Source organism: Chitinophaga sp., assembly GCF_035761305.1.
GTDB lineage: Bacteria > Bacteroidota > Bacteroidia > Chitinophagales > Chitinophagaceae > Chitinophaga.
The window spans coordinates 1-17,867 of sequence record NZ_DASTRI010000062.1; the positions used below are offsets into that span (position 1 = coordinate 1).

The following is a 17,867-nucleotide window of genomic DNA, read 5'->3' on the forward strand; positions in this document are numbered from 1 at the left end:
GGAGGAATGCAAACTGCAAACATAACTAATTTAAAGATTTTAGCGCGCATTACCCGGCTGCCGGTGTATGGGCGATTTTTCCATGATGTTTTTTATTAATTTTAATAATTTTACATATTAATTTTTATATATTTACATCAATTTTTCACCCTATTCCTTTAGCATGAAAAGATTGTTACTACTGATTGCATGCTCATGTCTTGCATTTTCCGGATTAAAGGCGCAGAATTTTGACTTCAAAATTAAGGCTACCGACACGATTGGCTGCGCGCCGAAGAAGATTACATTTGATGTGAAGGCATCTTCCGAACTGTCTGTGATTGACTGGCTTTGGGAGTTTGGCGATGGCGGCACCGCTTCAGGTCCGCAACCCACACATACCTTTAATACACCGGGACACTATGTAGTACGGTTAACCATGGTAGTGCCAACCGGCGCTACATCCATGAAAGTGTTCAGCTACCAGGAAATAGATATTTTACCGATACTGGACCTGGGTGTGCAGCACCCTTTGTGCCAGAACTATTGTCCTATTATCCGCAATGAGGCAATGGCGCAGGGGCACCACGACCCGGGATGGTACTTGTGGTCAACCGGCGATACTACCAGCACGCTGCGCGCCTGCAGCCCCGGAACCTACTCTGTAACCTATAACGTATGCGGCCAAACGATAACCGATACCACAGTGGTGATAGGCCGTGTAAGCGAAACCATGGCCAACATTTCCTACACCTGGCTGTGTGCCCGGCAGGTAAACCTGTCTGTAGTGCCGGCCTATGAGAACGTGCCTTACCGCCTGTGGCTGAACTGGGGGGATAATACCTCTCAAACCCTGGTAGATAAGGACCGCCATGAATTGCTGTTTGATCATGAATACGCCGTTTCAGGCGATTATACAATAGAGGTGCACATGGAATACCAGAACAGCTGTGCTGATATTGTGACCCGCAAGGTAACCGTGCGCCAGTAAGGGGGGCAACCTATGCCAACATAAAGTTTGAGTGAAAGGGAAAGGTGAAACGACCGTCGTTTCACCTTTCTGCTTTTTGGCTGATGATAGTAATGGCTGTTGACTTATTAATTATTTGTGTAATTTAGCCCCCTCATTAGGACAATATAATCCCGATTTTCTCACCTATACCTTGAATATGAAGCGATTTTTACTATTGTTTGTTTTACTGGCAGGCCGGATGGTGCTGTTTGGGCAGGTAAATTTTACCTATGATAATATGATGGGCTGCGGCCCGATGACGGTCTCCTTCCAGGGCCATGTAGCAGATTCAATCACCGTTAGCTCCAGGATCTGGTATTTTGGAGACGGCGATAGCTCCCTCCTGCAAAATCCGGTGCATGTATATACGACACCAGGAAATTATACCGTGTATCTGCATATCTGGTACGAGTCAAATGGTGTAGTAAAATATGCCTCCGCATCAAAAAGCGGGTTCACTGTAATAGCGCCGAAACTGGATATTGGTAAAGATTACCTGGTATGTACAGCAATAGACCCTGATAATAAGATCACAATTAAAAATAAGCTGGCGCCCGCTGGCGATACTGCATGGGCCAGCTACCATTGGTCTACCGGCGATACCACGCCTGCAATCAGTGTAAATACGCCCCAAACCTACTATGTGAGCTACAATGCCTGCGGAGAAACTTTAGAAGACAGCACAAATGTTTATGTATCAAGCAGTCCTATGCAGTTGGGAATAACATCGGCCGGCTGGACAAATGAAGACTATAGGGTGGCTGTGTCAGCAAATATCCCGTTTAACAGAAAGGCTATAAAGGGGTATTATGTGAATTGGGGCGACGGGTATACCCAATACTGGGACGCAAATGATGTAACCGATTATACCCAGTTCATTAGACATTATAGCTATCCGCAAAAAGACACTTATCATATTGTTCTCTCAACGTCGCTGAAAGAGCCCAATGGTTATTGTGATACCACTGCCCGGTACGACCAGGTAGTGCAACCATCCCTGGTTAAAAAACCGGATTGGAGTAATAAAGATACAGTTATCACCAGCGGGGATACACTTTTGGTAGATGCGGGTAATGCCAGTGGCTACACCTCTTACAAGTGGTTTAAGAATGGAGAGGGACCAACCGGAGATACAGGCCGCATTAAAAAAATCACTGAGCCGGGCCGGTATTGGGTATTAATAACTATGCTGGGAGATGTAAGAACAGACACTATCTCTGTACAGGTAAAAGAGCCGACAAAACCCAAGGCACATATTGGTTTTGTTAACAGCGTTTGTAACAACGTTTGGCTTGCCGACAGCAGTACCGTAACCGGCGCGGAAATTGTTTACCGCTTTTGGTCCTTTGGGGATTATTCATATTCCAGTACGGTAGTTAACCCCACACACGTATATACAAAAAACGGCAGCTATGAAGTAAGGCTGGTTGTAACCAATAACCTGGGAGAAACAGACACTGCGTACCGGGTTATTGATATGCAGGCAAACCCTGAAGCAAAATTAGGACCTGACACTACCATTAACCAGGGAAGCATAACACTCGGCACCGGCAATTCGCCTGGCTCGGACTTCTCCTACCGCTGGTCTACGGGCGATACTTCCCGTACTATAACAGTGGATCGCGGAGGTGTTTACTGGGTAAGAGTAAGCGCCAGCCAGTGCGGGACAGATGCGGTTGCGTATGATACCATACAGGTATTTCCCCTTGATACGGTGCCTGTAGTGTGGATGGATGCAGGAGCAACTTTTAAAAGAGTAGGATGTTCAACGTACCAGTTTACAGATACAACAAAGGTGAGAGGCGGGCATGTTACAAGTTGGGAATGGACCTTTAGCGATGGTACAGTAGACAGCACTCAAAACCCGGTCCATACTTTTAGCGCTGCGCAGGCAGCTAATTATGCAACGCTCAAGGTAAAGAGCGATTTTGGAGATTCAGCCTTTGTTTACTATACGCTATGGGTTTTTACAACTCCATATGTATCGCTTGATACTTCAGATTTTGTTGAATTAAAGCCGGAAGGAACAGCGTTGGGAAGGTACGTTTTGGGGCCTGAATACAGTTATCAGTATTTATGGTCTACCGGCGATACCACGCACACCATTATCGCTAAGCAGCCGGGAACTTATTGGCTGAAGGTAACAGATAATTTATGTGGCGGCACAAGCGGTACCGACACGATGCATGTGGTAGGTAACAACAATATGAGTGCTGCATTTAATATGGATAGTATTAAATGCAATGGGGTGTATTTCAGTGACCGGAGTACATTTGCTTCATTCCCTATCGTAAAATGGGAATGGGATTTTGGTGATGGCACTAAGGACACCGTACCAAACCCCATACATAAATATGCGGGTAATGGAGCCTACAACATTTCATTGAAGGTAACCAGCAGCAGTGGGTATCAGGATAGTACCACATCGGAACGCAGACTGCAGATATTACCGGCGCTGAACCTCGGTAACGATACAACACTGGCCCCGGGAGATAGTCTGATGCTTAATGCAGAAAAACCTGAAGCCAGCTGGTTCTCAACCTATCTCTGGTCTACAGGTCAAACAATACCTTACATATATGTAAAAGCACCGGGCACGTACTGGGTAACACTTGCATCCTGCGATGTGGTGCTTTCAGACACCATTGTAATTTCATCAACAATTCCCGATACTTTATCGCGCCCCAACGCCCAATTCACGGCCAACAAGCTCCAGTGCGCCACGGTGCAATTCACCGATGAAAGCACTACACCGGCAGGTACTACTATTACCTACCGCCAATGGAACTTTGGCGATAACACTACCGATACGGCTATTAACCCGCTGCATACCTATAGCCAGCGGGGTACTTATGCCATAAGCCTGCTGGTGGAGAACAGCAACGGTGAGCGGGACACCGCATTCACAACCGTTTACTTTTCACCCATAGCAGTAAACCTGGGCGCCGATACTACACTCGCCGCCGGCGATTCACTGGCGCTGGATGCCCGCAGGCCGGAAAAGCTAAGCGATGCTACCTACCTGTGGTCTACCGGAGATACTACTCCTGTTAAAATAGTATTTACACCCGGCAATTACTGGGTAAATGTTACTTCCTGCGGTACTACCGTAACAGATACCATTCATATATCATTAACCGGTACGCCACCACCTGATACCGGTTTCCTGGAAGCCGGTTTGGCCATTTGGCAAACAGCCTGCCGTACTTACCAGTTTACAGATACCAGCAAGGTAACAGCTGGTTATATCAGCCGCCGGATATGGCAGTTTGGGGATAATACTACCGATACCCTGCAAAACCCGGTGCACATCTATGGCCAATCAGGTACCTATATAGTAAAACTGTTGGTAGAGGATAATGTAGGGCAGCAGGATAGTACTTCCGCAATACTTACAATCAATAGCGTACCGGTAGTGAATTTAGGACCGGACATTGATACCCTTCATCCCGGCGGCTTCGTTCAGCTGAATGCTTTTTATCCGGCAGCAGTTAACTATAGCTTCCAATGGTCTACCGGCGATACCACTCAAAGCATTACCGTTATGCAACCAGGTACTTATGCACTAAAGGTTACAGACAGATGGTGCGGCACCAGCGCTGCAGATACTATTATCATAAGCGCAGCCATACCGGCAGAAAACCCGGCCGACATTGGCACTACCACTACGGTAAACGCCAGCGACAGTCTTACTGTGACCGCGAGCTTTGATCATAGCTTTAACAACAACAACATATTTACCATACAGCTGCTGCAGGGTACCAGTACCGGCGGTAAAAAAGCGGGCGAGCAGGAAGGGGAGGTAACTAATCTTGCCACCATTGCTGGTACAGATCCGCGTATAGCCGTAAAAGTTACTATACCTGATACTATTCCCTGCGGGCAGGATTACCATGTGCGTATTGTAAGCAGCTCACCGGCCGATACAACAGACTGGTCTGCAAAATTTGCCGTGGTAAATACGCCGGTAGCTGCTGTACAGCAACGGGGCGACAGCCTCTTTGCAAGCAAGGCGCTTACCTACCAGTGGTACTATAACGGCGCTGCCTTAACCGGCGCTACCGCTGCAGCTATACGCGCAAAGGTGAATGGACAGTACTATGTGGTAGTAAGCAATGGCGGCAGCTGCCGCAGCACATCTGCCACCGTAAATATGGTTATTACCGCTGTGCCGGATGTGAACCTGGGTGAGAATATAGTACGGGCGTTCCCCAACCCCACCGCCGGCCTGGTGTATATACGGTTCGAAAAACCGTTGTTAAAGCCCGTAAACGTTATTGTACACGATGCCCGGGGTAACACCATGTACCGCAAACAGGTAAAAGACCAGCTCACAGCAATTGACCTGGGTACCTTACCCAAAGGCGTTTACTACCTGGAGCTGGCCGGTTATGGCAAACAAAAAGCCATGCGTATTATTCTGCAATAGCCGTAGATTACTTATAACAGAAAGGTGAAAAGCAAACCAGCAACGGCTGCTTTTCACCTTTCTTTTTTACCTGTTATACTTCCCGCTTCCACTTCATTTTTTCCGTTATATTTGAATGCTCAAGCCAAACAATCTTATGTTATGACTAAAGAAGTATTTATAGTATCAACGGTTCGTACGCCTATTGGTGCATTAAATGGCTCCCTGGCCGCTGTACCGGCCACGCAGCTGGGCGCCATTGTTATAAAAGCCGCCCTGGAAAGGGCCGGTGTGGCCGCTGCAGCGGTGAACGAAGTGTACATGGGCAACGTAATCAGCGCCAATGTAGGCCAGGCGCCGGCTAACCAGGCCAGCATTTATGCCGGCATTCCTACCAATGTGCCCTGCACCACTGTTAATAAAGTATGCGCCTCCGGCATGAAAGCCATTATGTTAGGTGCGCAAAGCATTCTTTTGGGCGATAATGATATAGTAGTTGCCGGCGGTATGGAAAGCATGAGTAATATTCCTTACTACCTGGATAAGGCCCGCACCGGCTACCGCCTCGGCCACGGCACCCTGATAGACGGTATTCTCCGCGATGGCCTCTGGGACCCCTACAAAGACTTTCATATGGGCAATGCAGCTGAGATCTGCGCCAGCGAGTACAAGATCAGCCGGGAAGACCAGGACGCATACGCCATCAGCAGCTACAAGCGGGCCGCAGCAGCTTATGAAAAGGGATATTTTAAGAACGAAATTGTGCCGGTGGAAGTGCCCGGCAAGCAGGTAGTAACCGTTACGGAAGACGAAGACTATAAAAAGGTGAATTATGAGAAGATACCCGCCCTTAAGCCTACCTTTCAGAAAGAAGGCACCGTAACTGCGGCCAACGCTTCCAACATCAACGACGGCGCTGCTGCCGTGGTACTGGTAAGCGGCGAAAAATTGAAGGAGCTGGGATTAAAGCCCCTGGCAAAGATTATCAGCTTTGCCGATGCCTCCCAGGCGCCGGAATGGTTTACCACTACCCCCGTAAAGGCCATTAATAAAGCGCTGGCCAAAGCCAACATGAAAATAGGGGATATGGATTTTGCAGAGATCAATGAAGCATTTTCCTGCGTGGCGCTTGCCAACCAGAAAGACCTGGGCCTGCCGTCCGACAAGCTGAATGTATAGGGCGGAGCCGTTTCCCTGGGCCATCCTGTTGGCTGCAGCGGGGCGCGCATAGTGGTAACGTTGAATTCCATCCTGCACCAGCATGGCGGCCGTTACGGCGTAGCAGGCATATGCAACGGCGGAGGCGGCGCCAGCGCCATCATTATTGAAAAGGTATAAAAGGCAGCCGCATTAAACGTAAACGAAAGGCCCTGCGCCTTTCCAGGTAGCCGGCAGCGTATAAACTAAAATGCGGCAAGGCGGTATGCTTTGCTGCATTTGCGCCACTCCCTTCGCGCCTTAATTATTAATTATTAATTCTTCATTCTTAATTATTAATTATTGCAGCGCTATCGTTGTATCAAACCGCATCCTGTGCTGGTCAAAAGCCAGTATGCTGATTTTTACACTATCGCCCGATTTCTGCGCTGTTTGCAGGGCCTGGAGCGAATAATTTTTAGACACAACATCCGGGGTGGTCTTTTCAAAAAGCCCGTATTTATCCACCACCAGGTTATAGGTGGGGTAACGGGATAAAATGCCCATGTCCCTGGTTTCCAGCGTATAATCGTCGTCAATGGTGTAGCGGTGCACATTGCCGTCAAACAACAGGGCCACGCCTGCCATAATGGTGAAAATACGTAACGGCGGCAGCAGCACGCCAAACAGCAGTACAAAAGGAAACCCGAAAAAACATAGCAGGTATACCCATTTGCCGCTGGCATTCTGCGGCGTGAGCCCGTATAGTATTACGCCGGAACCGGCATACAGCGAGAAAAACACCCGTTCTGTATGAACGCCTTTAAAGCCATAGCCTCCCAGCATCATTAAAAGGCAAAGCACAGAAAAGAACAATAATACCAGGTGCGCGTACCATAACAGGCGCATGGCGTCTGCCGGGGCCTTCACCTTTTTTATTTTGCAGGAAACGGCCGTTAAAAAGCTCAGGGAAAGGATAGTAACGGTTATCATAGGATAGGTATTCCTCTACAATATATTAATTATTTTATATATTTTATTAGTATTTAAATAAATAACCCCGCCTGAAATCCTTTGCATTTTCATCAACAAACAATAATTTTGCCCCTGCCTTTTAATTAGGGCATTTAATCTTTTTAATCATTATACCAATAGCATGCGTCAGATAGCTTTCAGACAAGCCTTACGAGAAGCCCTGCAGGAAGAGATGCGCCGCGACGAGCGCGTATTCCTGATGGGAGAGGAAGTAGCCGAATACAATGGTGCCTATAAAGTGAGCCAGGGAATGCTGGATGAATTTGGGGCCAAAAGGGTAATTGATACCCCTATTGCTGAATTAGGCTTTGCTGCCATCGGCGTTGGTGCTGCTCAGAACGGCCTTCGTCCTGTAGTAGAATTCATGACCTGGAACTTTGCCGTACTGGCCCTGGACCAGATACTGAACACCGCTTCCAAAATGCTGGCCATGAGCGGCGGACAGGTGGGCTGTCCCATTGTTTTCCGCGGACCTAACGGTTCTGCCGGACAGCTGGGTGCACAGCACTCCACTGCTTTTGAAAGCTATTATGCCAACATTCCCGGTTTAAAAGTTGTTTCCGTTTCCAACCCATACGATGCCAAAGGTTTGCTGAAAGCCGCCATCCGCGATGATGATCCGGTAGTTTTCATGGAAAGTGAGGTAATGTACGGCGATATGGGCGAAGTGCCGGAAGAAGAATATATCATCCCTATTGGCAAGGCCGACATTAAACGCGCCGGTAAGGACGTAACCATCGTTTCCTTTAACAAAATGATGAAAGTGGCCCTGGGCGCCGCCGAAGAGCTGGCAAAGGAAGGCATTGAGGCAGAGGTAATTGACCTTCGCACCATTCGTCCGCTGGACTGGTTCACCATCCTGGAGTCTGTAAAGAAAACCAACCGCCTGGTGATTGTGGAAGAGCAATGGCCCTTCTCCAGCATTTCCTCAGAAATCTCTTACCGTATTCAGAAAGAAGGTTTCGACTACCTGGATGCTCCCATCCGCCGCATAACTGCGGCCGATGCGCCCATGCACTACGCTCCCAACCTGGTAAAGCTGTACCTGCCTGATATTGAGCGTACTGTGAAGCTGGTGAAGGAGGTGATGTATATGAAGAAGTAAGTAAATGTGCAGATATGCAAATGTGCAGATGAATGCAGCTGCTCGAAGTTATAACAGAAAAAGCCGGTTGCCTGGAAATATATCCGACAACCGGCTTTTGAATTTATTAATTACCATTTACTCATTCTTCATTAAACCCCCCCATGCCAGTACAGGCCACACCCGATAACACATTGCCCCTATATTATTCATTCTTCATTCTTAATTATTAATTACCCTCATGCAAACAAATCACTCGATAAATACCGGTCTCCCCGGTCGCAGATAATACAAACAATCACGCCTTTATCCAGCTCGCGCGACAGCCTTATAGCCGCAGCTACTGCGCCCCCGCTGCTCATACCGCAAAATACGGCCTCTTCCCGCGCCAGGCGCCGCGTTGTTTGACGGGCGTCTGCTTCAGATATATCCATAATACGGTCTACCCGCTCCCGTTCAAATATCTTTGGCAGGTAGGCCTCCGGCCATTTGCGGATGCCCGGTATTCTGGAGCCTTCTGTGGGCTGGCAGCCGACAATCTGCACCTGCGGGTTCTGCTCCTTCAGGTACCGCGATACGCCCATAATAGTGCCGGTGGTGCCCATAGCACTCACAAAATGTGTAACAGCGCCTTTGGTGTCGCGCCATATTTCGGGCCCGGTAGTGCGGTAGTGCATACCGTAGTTATCCGGGTTGGCAAACTGGTTCAGCATATGATAGCCGCCTTTGGCCACCTGTGCATGTGCATAATCAATAGCGCCTTCCATGGATTTTTCCTTGGGCGTAAGCACTACTTTGGCCCCATAGGCCTCCATGGTCAGCACGCGCTCGCGGGTAGCATCTTCCGGCATTACCAGCTCTATTTCCACGTTAAACAGGTTGGCTATCATGGCCAGCGCAATACCGGTGTTGCCGCTGGTGGCTTCTATCAGCTTAACGCCGGGTTTTAGCTCTCCGCGGTCCAGCGCGCCTTTGATCATACCATACGCGGCCCGGTCTTTTACGCTGCCGCCGGGATTGGTGCCTTCCATTTTGGCATATATGGTAACGTTAGGGTTTTCTGTCAGTTTTTTCAGTGAAACAAGCGGAGTGTTGCCTACCAGGTCAAGAATTGAATACATGGCTGTAGTTATAATTACGAATTAGTTAATTACGAATTACGAATTATGCGCACGAAGTGTTCATAAGTGCCATGGACAGTTAATATGCATGCACATAATTGTGAATTTAGAACAGCGGAGCATTATAAGCGGCATTGAAAGTACTTATGAATGCGGAGAATTGCAAATAGCGAAACGGAAAGCGTTCGGAAGCGCCATCTATGAATGAGGAATAACTATGAACGATTACCCGCTGGGTTATTTTTCACACTGCTGCTTCCACCACATTCATACTCCCGTCTGCCTTGTAATAGATGCGCGAAAAAGGCGCAATGCTTTTAATCAGCCATACATTGCCGCCAATTACACTATGGTGGCCAATTACCGTGTCGCCGCCCAGTATGGTGGCACCGGCGTATATTACTACGTGCTCCTCAATGGTAGGATGGCGCTTGCTTTTGGCCATGCTCTTGTCAATGCTTAAAGCGCCCAGGGTTACGCCCTGGTACAGTTTTACATGCGGGCCTATTACAGAGGTTTCGCCTATTACAATGCCGGTGCCGTGGTCTATACAAAAGTAAGGCGCTATGGTAGCAGCCGGGTGAATGTCAATACCCGTGCGGGCGTGCGCCAGCTCGGTTATCATGCGGGGCAGCAGCGGTATGTTCAGCTGTTGCAGCGCATGCGCAATGCGGTAAAAGGCAATGGCGTAAAACCCGGGGTACGCCCGTATTACTTCGTATAGGCATGTAGCTGCCGGGTCGCCCTGGTAAATGGCGGTGGCATCTTTCGTAAGATCATCGTAAATAGCGGGCACCTGCGCCATAAACTGGTGTGATAGCGCGGCAGCAGCATCCGGCAGCTGGGGCTGCATGGTATGCAAAAGGGCCTGCAGCTGCTGCTCCAGCTTTTGCGCATAAGGCGCCAGGTCGGCCGCTGCCATTACTTTACCCGTATGTTCTGGAAACAGCCAGTTCACCAGGTTACTGGCAAAATCACTGACCGCTGTGGTACAGGGGTATGGATTGGCCGCTGCCCATTGATGCCTTCGCGTTAACTCCTCCAATAATTTTTCCATATGCGGCTTAGAATTACAGGATATGAATGTTTGGAAGATTAAAAATACATATAAAGCCTGTAAAGTTAGTCGCCTGTTTGTTATTTTTCAGGGGCCTGTTCAGCCAATTATCCCTGGCAGGTGCATTTGCCTCCCTGTTCGGCCGCCATCTGCTTTCCAGTCCTTCATCCTCCCTTTACACCTGCACACCTGCACATTTTCACATCTGCTCTTCCATCCCACATCTGCTTTCCCATCACCCATCGCCCTATTTACTATCTGCACATTTTCACATCAACCTTCCCATCCCACATCGTTCATTTACCATCTGCACATCTGCATATCTGCACATCTGCACATTGATTTCGCTATCTTTGCTCCTTCACAAAACACAAATATGGCGAACATCCTGATTATTGATGACGAAAAAAGCATCCGTAAAACATTGTCTGAAATACTTACCTATGAAGGCTATAAGCTGGATGAAGCAGCAGATGGGGCAGAGGGGTTTAAAATGTTCAGGGAAAAGCAGTATGATGCTGTATTGTGCGATATTAAAATGCCCAAGATGGACGGCCTGGAGTTCCTGGAAAAAGCCAAGGAAACCAACCCCGATGTGCCCATTGTAATGGTGTCGGGCCACGGCAACATTGATACGGCGGTGGAAGCGGTTAAAAAAGGCGCGTATGACTACATCCCCAAACCGCCCGACCTGAACCGCCTGCTCATTACCCTGCGCAATGCCATGGATAAAACTACGCTGGTGGCTGAAACCAAGCGCCTGCGCCGTAAAGTGAACAAAACCCAGGAAATGATAGGCGGCTCGGCCCCCATACTTAAAATAAAAGAAACCATCGAAAAAGTAGCGCCTACAGATGCCCGCGTGCTGGTTACCGGTGAAAACGGGGTAGGCAAGGAGCTGGTAGCCCGCTGGATACATGAACGCAGCAGCCGCGCCTCCGGCCCCCTGGTAGAAGTGAACTGCGCCGCCATTCCCAGTGAACTGATTGAAAGCGAGCTGTTTGGCCATGAAAAAGGTTCCTTTACCTCCGCCGTAAAACAGCGCATCGGCAAATTTGAACAGGCCAACGGCGGCACCCTTTTCCTGGATGAAATTGGCGATATGAGCCTCAGCGCCCAGGCCAAAGTGCTGCGGGCGCTGCAGGAAGGCCGCATTACCCGTGTGGGAGGCGATAAGGAGATTAATGTGGATGTGCGCGTAATAGCCGCCACCAATAAAGACCTGCTGAAGGAAGTAGACGAAAAGAACTTCCGCCTTGACCTGTACCACCGCCTGAGCGTAATTCTTATTCATGTACCTTCCCTGAATGACCGCCGCGATGATGTGCCCCTGCTGGTAGATCACTTCCTGGACAATGTATGCCAGGAGTACGGCATTGCTAAAAAGGCCATTGATCCCGCCGCGCTCAAAGCCCTGCAGCAGTACAACTGGTCGGGCAATATCCGCGAGCTGCGCAACGTGGTGGAAAGGCTGGTTATCCTCTCCGGCAAAACCATTACCGCCGATAATGTGGAAGATTATGTATTGCCTGCCAGGCAGCAACGCCAGGGCAGCTAACAAACGGCAGCTCAGTATTTATGTCCAAGCAACTTTATTTAATAAGCGGTATGGGGGCAGATGAGCGGGTATTCCGCTACCTGCAGTTTCCCCCGGAATACACCGTGCATTACCTGCCCTGGATAAAACCTTTGCCGGCGGAGCCTTTGAGCGGGTATGCCGGCCGTATGGCGCAGGGCATTGCCGGCAACGGGCCGGTTGCTTTGCTGGGCCTTTCCTTCGGAGGCATGCTAAGCCTGGAAATTGCCCGGCAACGCCCCATCGAAAAAATAATCCTTGTAAGCACTATAAAGCACACCCGGGAACGGCCCCCTTACTTTAACCTGGCCAGGGCGCTGCGGCTGTACCGCCTCTCCAGCCCGTGGATATACCGGCAGCGCAGCTCGGTGGTAAAGCATTTCCTGAATGCCGAAACGCCCGAAGAGCAGGAACTGGTAACGGACTACCTGCGCAAAAACGATTTTGATTACATGCACTGGGCCATCCGTACCGTGGTTTGCTGGGAAAATGAGCATATACCGCCAGGGGTAGTGCACATCCACGGCAACGCCGATCTTACCTTTCCCATTAAGTATATTACCCCGGATTATACCATTCAGCGCGGCGGCCATTTTATGATTATGAACCATGCCCCGGAAATAAACCGTATATTAAGCCGCGAACTTTAAGAAAACTTTTGCACAGAAAATTAGCTGGCTACCAGCAGAATATTATATTTGTTCTTTTAAAGATATTTAACATCATACAAATACAACTGAATGAACCTGGCATTTTGGAGGCGTAAAGACGGCCAGCCCAAGAAAAGAAAATCTGCAGTACGTGAATGGTTAGATGCAGCCATCTTTGCAATTATAGCAGCCACGCTGATCCGCACTTTTATTTTTGAGGCGTATACTATTCCAACTCCCTCTATGGAAAAAACATTGCTGGTGAACGATTTCCTGTTCGTGAGCAAGATCAGTTACGGCCCGCGCATTCCAAACACGCCGCTGGCAGTGCCTTTTACCCATCATACCCTGCCCGGCACCAAGTACACCAAAGCTTATTCAGAAGCCATACACTGGCCCTATAAACGCCTGCCCGGTTTTACCCGCATAAAACGGAACGATGTGGTAGTGTTCAACTTCCCCGAAGGGGACACCGTGGCCCTGGAGCAGCAGGATCAAAGCTACTATGGATTGGTGCGCGCCCTGGGCCGTGAAGCCGTATGGGAAAATTATCATGTTACCTCCCGCCCCGTGGATAAACGGGAAAACTATATTAAACGCTGTGTGGCCGAAGCCGGCGATACCCTGAGCATAAAAGACGGGGTAGTATTTGTGAACGGCCGCCAGGCGCCCATTCCGTCGGAAAGCGAAAGACGGTACACCGTAGAAACAAACGGCGATCCCCTGAACCCCGACCGCCTGGAGGAGCTGGACATTACCTCCAGCCCCGATGCCTCCCTGTCTTCGGGCCTGTTCATCTACAATCTTACCCCCGGCAACGTAAAAGACCTGAAAAACTTCCCGGTGGTGAAAAGCATAAAACCTTATTTCAGCGGGGAAATGTCTGTATTCCCGTACGATACCGCCCATTATCACTGGACAGAGGAGAACTTTGGCCCCCTGTACATTCCTAAAAAAGGCGCCACCGTAAAGATCGACAGCACTAACATTGCCATTTACGACCGCGTTATCCGCGTGTATGAGGGCAATAAGCTGGAGGCAAAGAACGGGCAGTTTTATATTAACGACAAACCCACAAACAGCTATACGTTTAAAATGAATTACTACTGGATGATGGGCGATAACCGTAATAACTCCCTGGACTCCCGCTACTGGGGGTTTGTGCCGGAAGACCATGTGGTAGGCAAAGCCTGGCTTATCTGGATGAGCTATGGCCATGGCAGCATCCGCTGGAGCCGTTTATTCAGGACGATCAAATAACAAATAACGCAATCTTGTAGTCTGTCCTGCACCGCAAGGTGCGGGACATTTTTATTATTAATATCTTCGCTAACATGCAAAAGCTGCAGCAAACTTTTGAATACGAATATTACGATGATATTTCCCAGCTGAACCCCGCAGATGCGGCGCTGCTGCAGGCAGCACGCGCTGTTACCGGGCAGGCCTACGCACCTTATTCCAATTTCAGGGTAGGAGTGGTGATGCGCCTGGCTAACGGCGAGCAGGTAAGCGGCACCAACCAGGAGAATGCTTCTTTCCCCGCAGGCATCTGTGCGGAAAGAACCGCGCTGTCTGCCGCCACGGTATTATACCCTGATGTACCCATTGAAACCATGGCCATCAGCTATAACAACCTGCTGGGTAATAGTGGAGATCCTATTTCGCCCTGCGGTATTTGCCGCCAGTCCCTGGCGGAGTATGAGCAACGCCTGCATCATCCTATACGGCTGATATTAAGCGGCCAAAGCGGCAGCGTATGGATCATACCAGCTGCAGGGCAGCTGCTGCCTTTATCGTTTTCTGCAAGCGATATGGCGTAGCTCATATACAGAAATATTGTATATTTGTATAAAGGGGACAACCACACACCATATTCTATTTATGATCCGTATCCTATGCCTGCTTTTAGCAGCAGTTTTCACCGTACAAATAGGCATTGCGCACCCGAAAGACAAGGCCCGTACTTTATACAAAGAAGGGCTGGAGCTTAAAAAATCGGGCAGGCTGAATGAGGCCCTGAAATTTTTCCATGCCGCCATTATTGAGAATAAAAATTTTACACTGGCTTACGTGGAGCTGGGGCAGATATACGCGCTCATGGAAAATTACCGCCAGAGCACTTACTATTACCGGCAAATACTAACGCTGGACAGCACAGAGGAGGTAAGCCCCGGCGATTTGCAGGTGCTGCATGAGCTGGGACATGTATACTATTTTGAAGGCAACTACAAGGCTGCCGTTGCCCTGTGGAACCGCATGCTGGTACTGCAGCCCCAAAACTATTTTGCGATGTTCATGCTGGGCAAATCTTACATCGCCGCCGGCGAAATACAAAAGGGAGAGGCGCTTTGTGACAGAGCTGTTTTAATTAATAATTAAGAATGAAGAATTAATAATGAAGGCGATGTGCTTACAGTGAATGTTAGCTATCGCAAAGAATAATGAATAATTAAAAAAAGGGCGCCGGTGCTTCAAAGTACCAACGCCCTCTTTATTATTAATTCTTCATTATTCATTATTCATTAAATCACATGCGCTCCGGCACCTCAATGCCCAGCAGCTCCATGCTGCGGTGGATGGTATGCGCGGTATGCGTAATGATTTGCAAACGCAGGTTCTTCTTTTCTTCCGACTCCGCATTTACAATAGAGTAGGTATATTTTCCGTCTGCCTTTTCAGCATAGAACGAGTTAAACTCCTGCGCCAGCTTAAAGGCGTAATTGGCTATAACAGAAGGGCTCATTTCTTTTTGCGCATCTTCCAGCACTTCCTCAAACTGCTCATTCAGCATGATCAGCGTTTTTTCCAGTGGCAGTAAACTGTCATTATGCCGGTAGGTGTCCAAATGACTGGTATCTGTTACGCCTGCCTCCCGTAAAATAGATTTGATACGTGCGTGGGAATATTGAATAAAGGGCCCGGTAAATCCATGAAAGTCTATGGACTCTTCGGGGTTAAAGACCATTCTCTTTTTAGGATCTACCCGCAGCAAAAAGAATTTCATAGCGCCCAGCCCAATTACTTCATACAGGCGTTGCAGTTCGCTTTCGCTAAAATCTTTCAGCTTGCCGGATTCTTTGGTGTGTTGGGCAGAGGTGCTTACCATTTCCTCAATCATATCATCTGCATCCACCACCGTGCCTTCCCGGCTTTTCATGCGGCCATGGGGCAGCTCCACCATACCGTAGGAAAGGTGGAAAATACCGTTGGCTGCGGGTTCCTGCAGCTTTTCCAGTATCAGCTTCAGCACTTTAAAGTGATAGTTCTGCTCATCGGCCACCACGTAAATGCTCTGGTCTATGTGGTAATCATCATACTTCAGGCGGGCGGTGCCCAGGTCCTGCGTCATATATACAGAGGTGCCGTCGCCGCGCAGCAGCAGCTTTTCGTCCAGGCCGTCGGCAGTCAGGTCAATCCAAACGGAGTTATCTTCTTTTTTAAACAGCACGCCTTTACGCAGGCCGTCCGCTACCAGGTCCTTTCCCAGCAGGTAGGTCTGGCTTTCGTAATAGATCTTGTCAAAGTCAATACCCAGGCGCTTGTATGTTACATCAAACCCTTCGTACACCCAGCCGTTCATGGTGTTCCACAGGCTCCTTACTTCCGGGTTGCCGGCCTCCCATTGCTGCAGCATAATTTTAGCCTGCTGCATAATTTCCGTTCTGTTGCGGGCCAGCTCTTTTATTTCGTCGTGTATCTTATCGGCTTTTTCCTTATCCTGCTGTATTTCGGGCTTATGCAGCAGTGCGGCCAGCTTTTCTACCCGCTCCAGCTCAGCGCCGGAAAAATCCTGGAAGTCGTTTTCCAGCACCCGCGCAATAATGGGAGCGGCCTGCTCTTTCAGCAGGGTTTCAAATTTCACGTAATAGTCGCCAACCAGGTGATCGCCCTTAATGCCGGTAGATGCCGGCGTATCGCCATGGGCAAACAGCTGCCAGGCCAGCATGGATTTGCAGATATGGATGCCCCGGTCGTTTACCAGGTTAGCCTTTATCACCTCATACCCGTTGGCTTTTAATATTTCGGAAATGGAATATCCCAGGAAGTTGTTCCGCAGGTGGCCCAGGTGCAGGGGCTTGTTGGTGTTGGGCGACGAATATTCCACCATTACCTTTTTACCATTGGCGGGCTTACGGCCTATGCCGGCGTTGTTAAAGTTCGCTTGCAGGTATTGCACCCAGTAAGTGTTGCTGATGCTCAGGTTCAGGAAGCCTTTTACCACGTTAAAACCTGCTACCAGGTTGGGGAAGTGGGTAGCCAGGTAGGTGCCCAGGGCATGGCCGGTTTCTTCCGGTTTTTGCCGGCTGAATTTTGTGTAGGCAAACACCACGATGGTGTACTCTCCCTCAAATTCGGGTTTGGTAACATTAATAGCAATATCGGCAAGGGATATATCCTGTTTATAAAGCTCCTTAATAGCGGTGGCTGCCGCTGATCTGATGGTTTGTACAACACTCATGTGGAAAACGGTTAATGCAAAGTAGCAGCAAAGGTATAAAAAAAGTACATGGCGCAGGGGCAGCTGCACACCTATGCCGGTATATTAGCCCTCAGGCGCGCCGCACCAACGGTTTGCAAGCATCTGTTAAAAACAGCAGGCAACCGCAGGTGATTTGAATATAAAGAAAGCGGCCGGCTCCTGCTGCAGGAGCCGGCCGGCCGCTTAAAATTACTTTCAGTTACAGTATGGATTTTCGCTTAAAAGAAGGTGTAAGACACCCCTATTTGCGCTACGGAGTTTTTAGGATCCAGCGCGCCGTCATAGGTATCGGTAAGGCCAAAATTATAACGGCCATACAGGCCGATAC

Annotated in this window: 12 protein-coding genes and 1 pseudogene; 9 read left to right on the forward strand and 4 right to left on the reverse strand. The window is 49.1% G+C overall.

Annotated features, from left to right (window positions below):
* Positions 1 to 163 precede the first annotated feature (163 nt).
* The 3 genes and pseudogenes from VFS25_RS06035 (at position 164) to VFS25_RS06045 (ending at position 6,737) form a co-directional block, all read left to right on the forward strand.
* The gene (locus VFS25_RS06035; RefSeq protein WP_326461224.1) at positions 164 to 970 is read left to right on the forward strand and encodes a PKD domain-containing protein; all 807 of its coding nucleotides are present in this window, start codon (positions 164 to 166) and stop codon (positions 968 to 970) included.
* Positions 971 to 1,148: 178 nt separating this feature from the next.
* Positions 1,149 to 5,420 (forward strand): PKD domain-containing protein, encoded by a 4,272-nt coding sequence (locus VFS25_RS06040; RefSeq protein ID WP_326461225.1) that lies wholly within the window; start codon positions 1,149 to 1,151, stop codon positions 5,418 to 5,420.
* 141 nt (positions 5,421 to 5,561) lie between these two features.
* Positions 5,562 to 6,737 (forward strand): annotated as a pseudogene (locus VFS25_RS06045) (acetyl-CoA C-acyltransferase).
* Positions 6,738 to 6,896: 159 nt separating this feature from the next.
* Here VFS25_RS06045 and VFS25_RS06050 read toward each other — a convergent pair.
* Positions 6,897 to 7,529, reverse strand: a complete 633-nt coding sequence (locus VFS25_RS06050; protein ID WP_326461226.1) for a hypothetical protein — start codon at positions 7,527 to 7,529, stop codon at positions 6,897 to 6,899.
* A gap of 163 nt (positions 7,530 to 7,692) precedes the next feature.
* On the opposite strand from VFS25_RS06050, the gene VFS25_RS06055 reads away from it, so the two are divergent.
* Positions 7,693 to 8,676, forward strand: a complete 984-nt coding sequence (locus VFS25_RS06055) for a pyruvate dehydrogenase complex E1 component subunit beta (RefSeq protein ID WP_326461227.1) — start codon at positions 7,693 to 7,695, stop codon at positions 8,674 to 8,676.
* Between the two features lie 218 nt (positions 8,677 to 8,894).
* Here the strand turns inward: VFS25_RS06055 and cysM are convergent, their stop codons facing one another.
* Together cysM and VFS25_RS06065 are read right to left on the reverse strand one after the other, a co-directional pair.
* On the reverse strand, positions 8,895 to 9,788 hold the full coding sequence (cysM, locus tag VFS25_RS06060) for a cysteine synthase CysM (RefSeq protein ID WP_414647703.1): 894 nt from the start codon (positions 9,786 to 9,788) through the stop codon (positions 8,895 to 8,897).
* 232 nt (positions 9,789 to 10,020) lie between these two features.
* On the reverse strand, positions 10,021 to 10,833 hold the full coding sequence (locus VFS25_RS06065; protein ID WP_326461229.1) for a serine O-acetyltransferase: 813 nt from the start codon (positions 10,831 to 10,833) through the stop codon (positions 10,021 to 10,023).
* Positions 10,834 to 11,209: 376 nt separating this feature from the next.
* Here VFS25_RS06065 and VFS25_RS06070 point away from each other — a divergent pair, with 376 nt between their 5' ends.
* The 5 genes from VFS25_RS06070 to VFS25_RS06090 all read left to right on the forward strand — a co-directional run bounded on the left by VFS25_RS06070 (position 11,210) and on the right by VFS25_RS06090 (position 15,438).
* Positions 11,210 to 12,391, forward strand: coding sequence for a sigma-54 dependent transcriptional regulator (locus VFS25_RS06070; protein ID WP_326461230.1), 1,182 nt, complete (start codon positions 11,210 to 11,212; stop codon positions 12,389 to 12,391).
* Positions 12,392 to 12,411: 20 nt separating this feature from the next.
* Positions 12,412 to 13,059, forward strand: a complete 648-nt coding sequence (locus VFS25_RS06075; protein ID WP_326461231.1) for an alpha/beta hydrolase — start codon at positions 12,412 to 12,414, stop codon at positions 13,057 to 13,059.
* Between the two features lie 90 nt (positions 13,060 to 13,149).
* Positions 13,150 to 14,319: a signal peptidase I gene (lepB, locus tag VFS25_RS06080; protein ID WP_326461232.1), complete on the forward strand. Its 1,170-nt coding sequence runs from the start codon at positions 13,150 to 13,152 to the stop codon at positions 14,317 to 14,319.
* A gap of 74 nt (positions 14,320 to 14,393) precedes the next feature.
* The gene (locus VFS25_RS06085; protein WP_326461233.1) at positions 14,394 to 14,879 is read left to right on the forward strand and encodes a cytidine deaminase; all 486 of its coding nucleotides are present in this window, start codon (positions 14,394 to 14,396) and stop codon (positions 14,877 to 14,879) included.
* Between the two features lie 61 nt (positions 14,880 to 14,940).
* On the forward strand, positions 14,941 to 15,438 hold the full coding sequence (locus VFS25_RS06090) for a tetratricopeptide repeat protein (RefSeq protein ID WP_326461234.1): 498 nt from the start codon (positions 14,941 to 14,943) through the stop codon (positions 15,436 to 15,438).
* Positions 15,439 to 15,586: 148 nt separating this feature from the next.
* Here the strand turns inward: VFS25_RS06090 and argS are convergent, their stop codons facing one another.
* Complete coding sequence (argS, locus tag VFS25_RS06095) at positions 15,587 to 17,518, reverse strand: arginine--tRNA ligase (protein WP_326461235.1); 1,932 nt, start codon at positions 17,516 to 17,518, stop codon at positions 15,587 to 15,589.
* Positions 17,519 to 17,867: the final 349 nt, after the last annotated feature.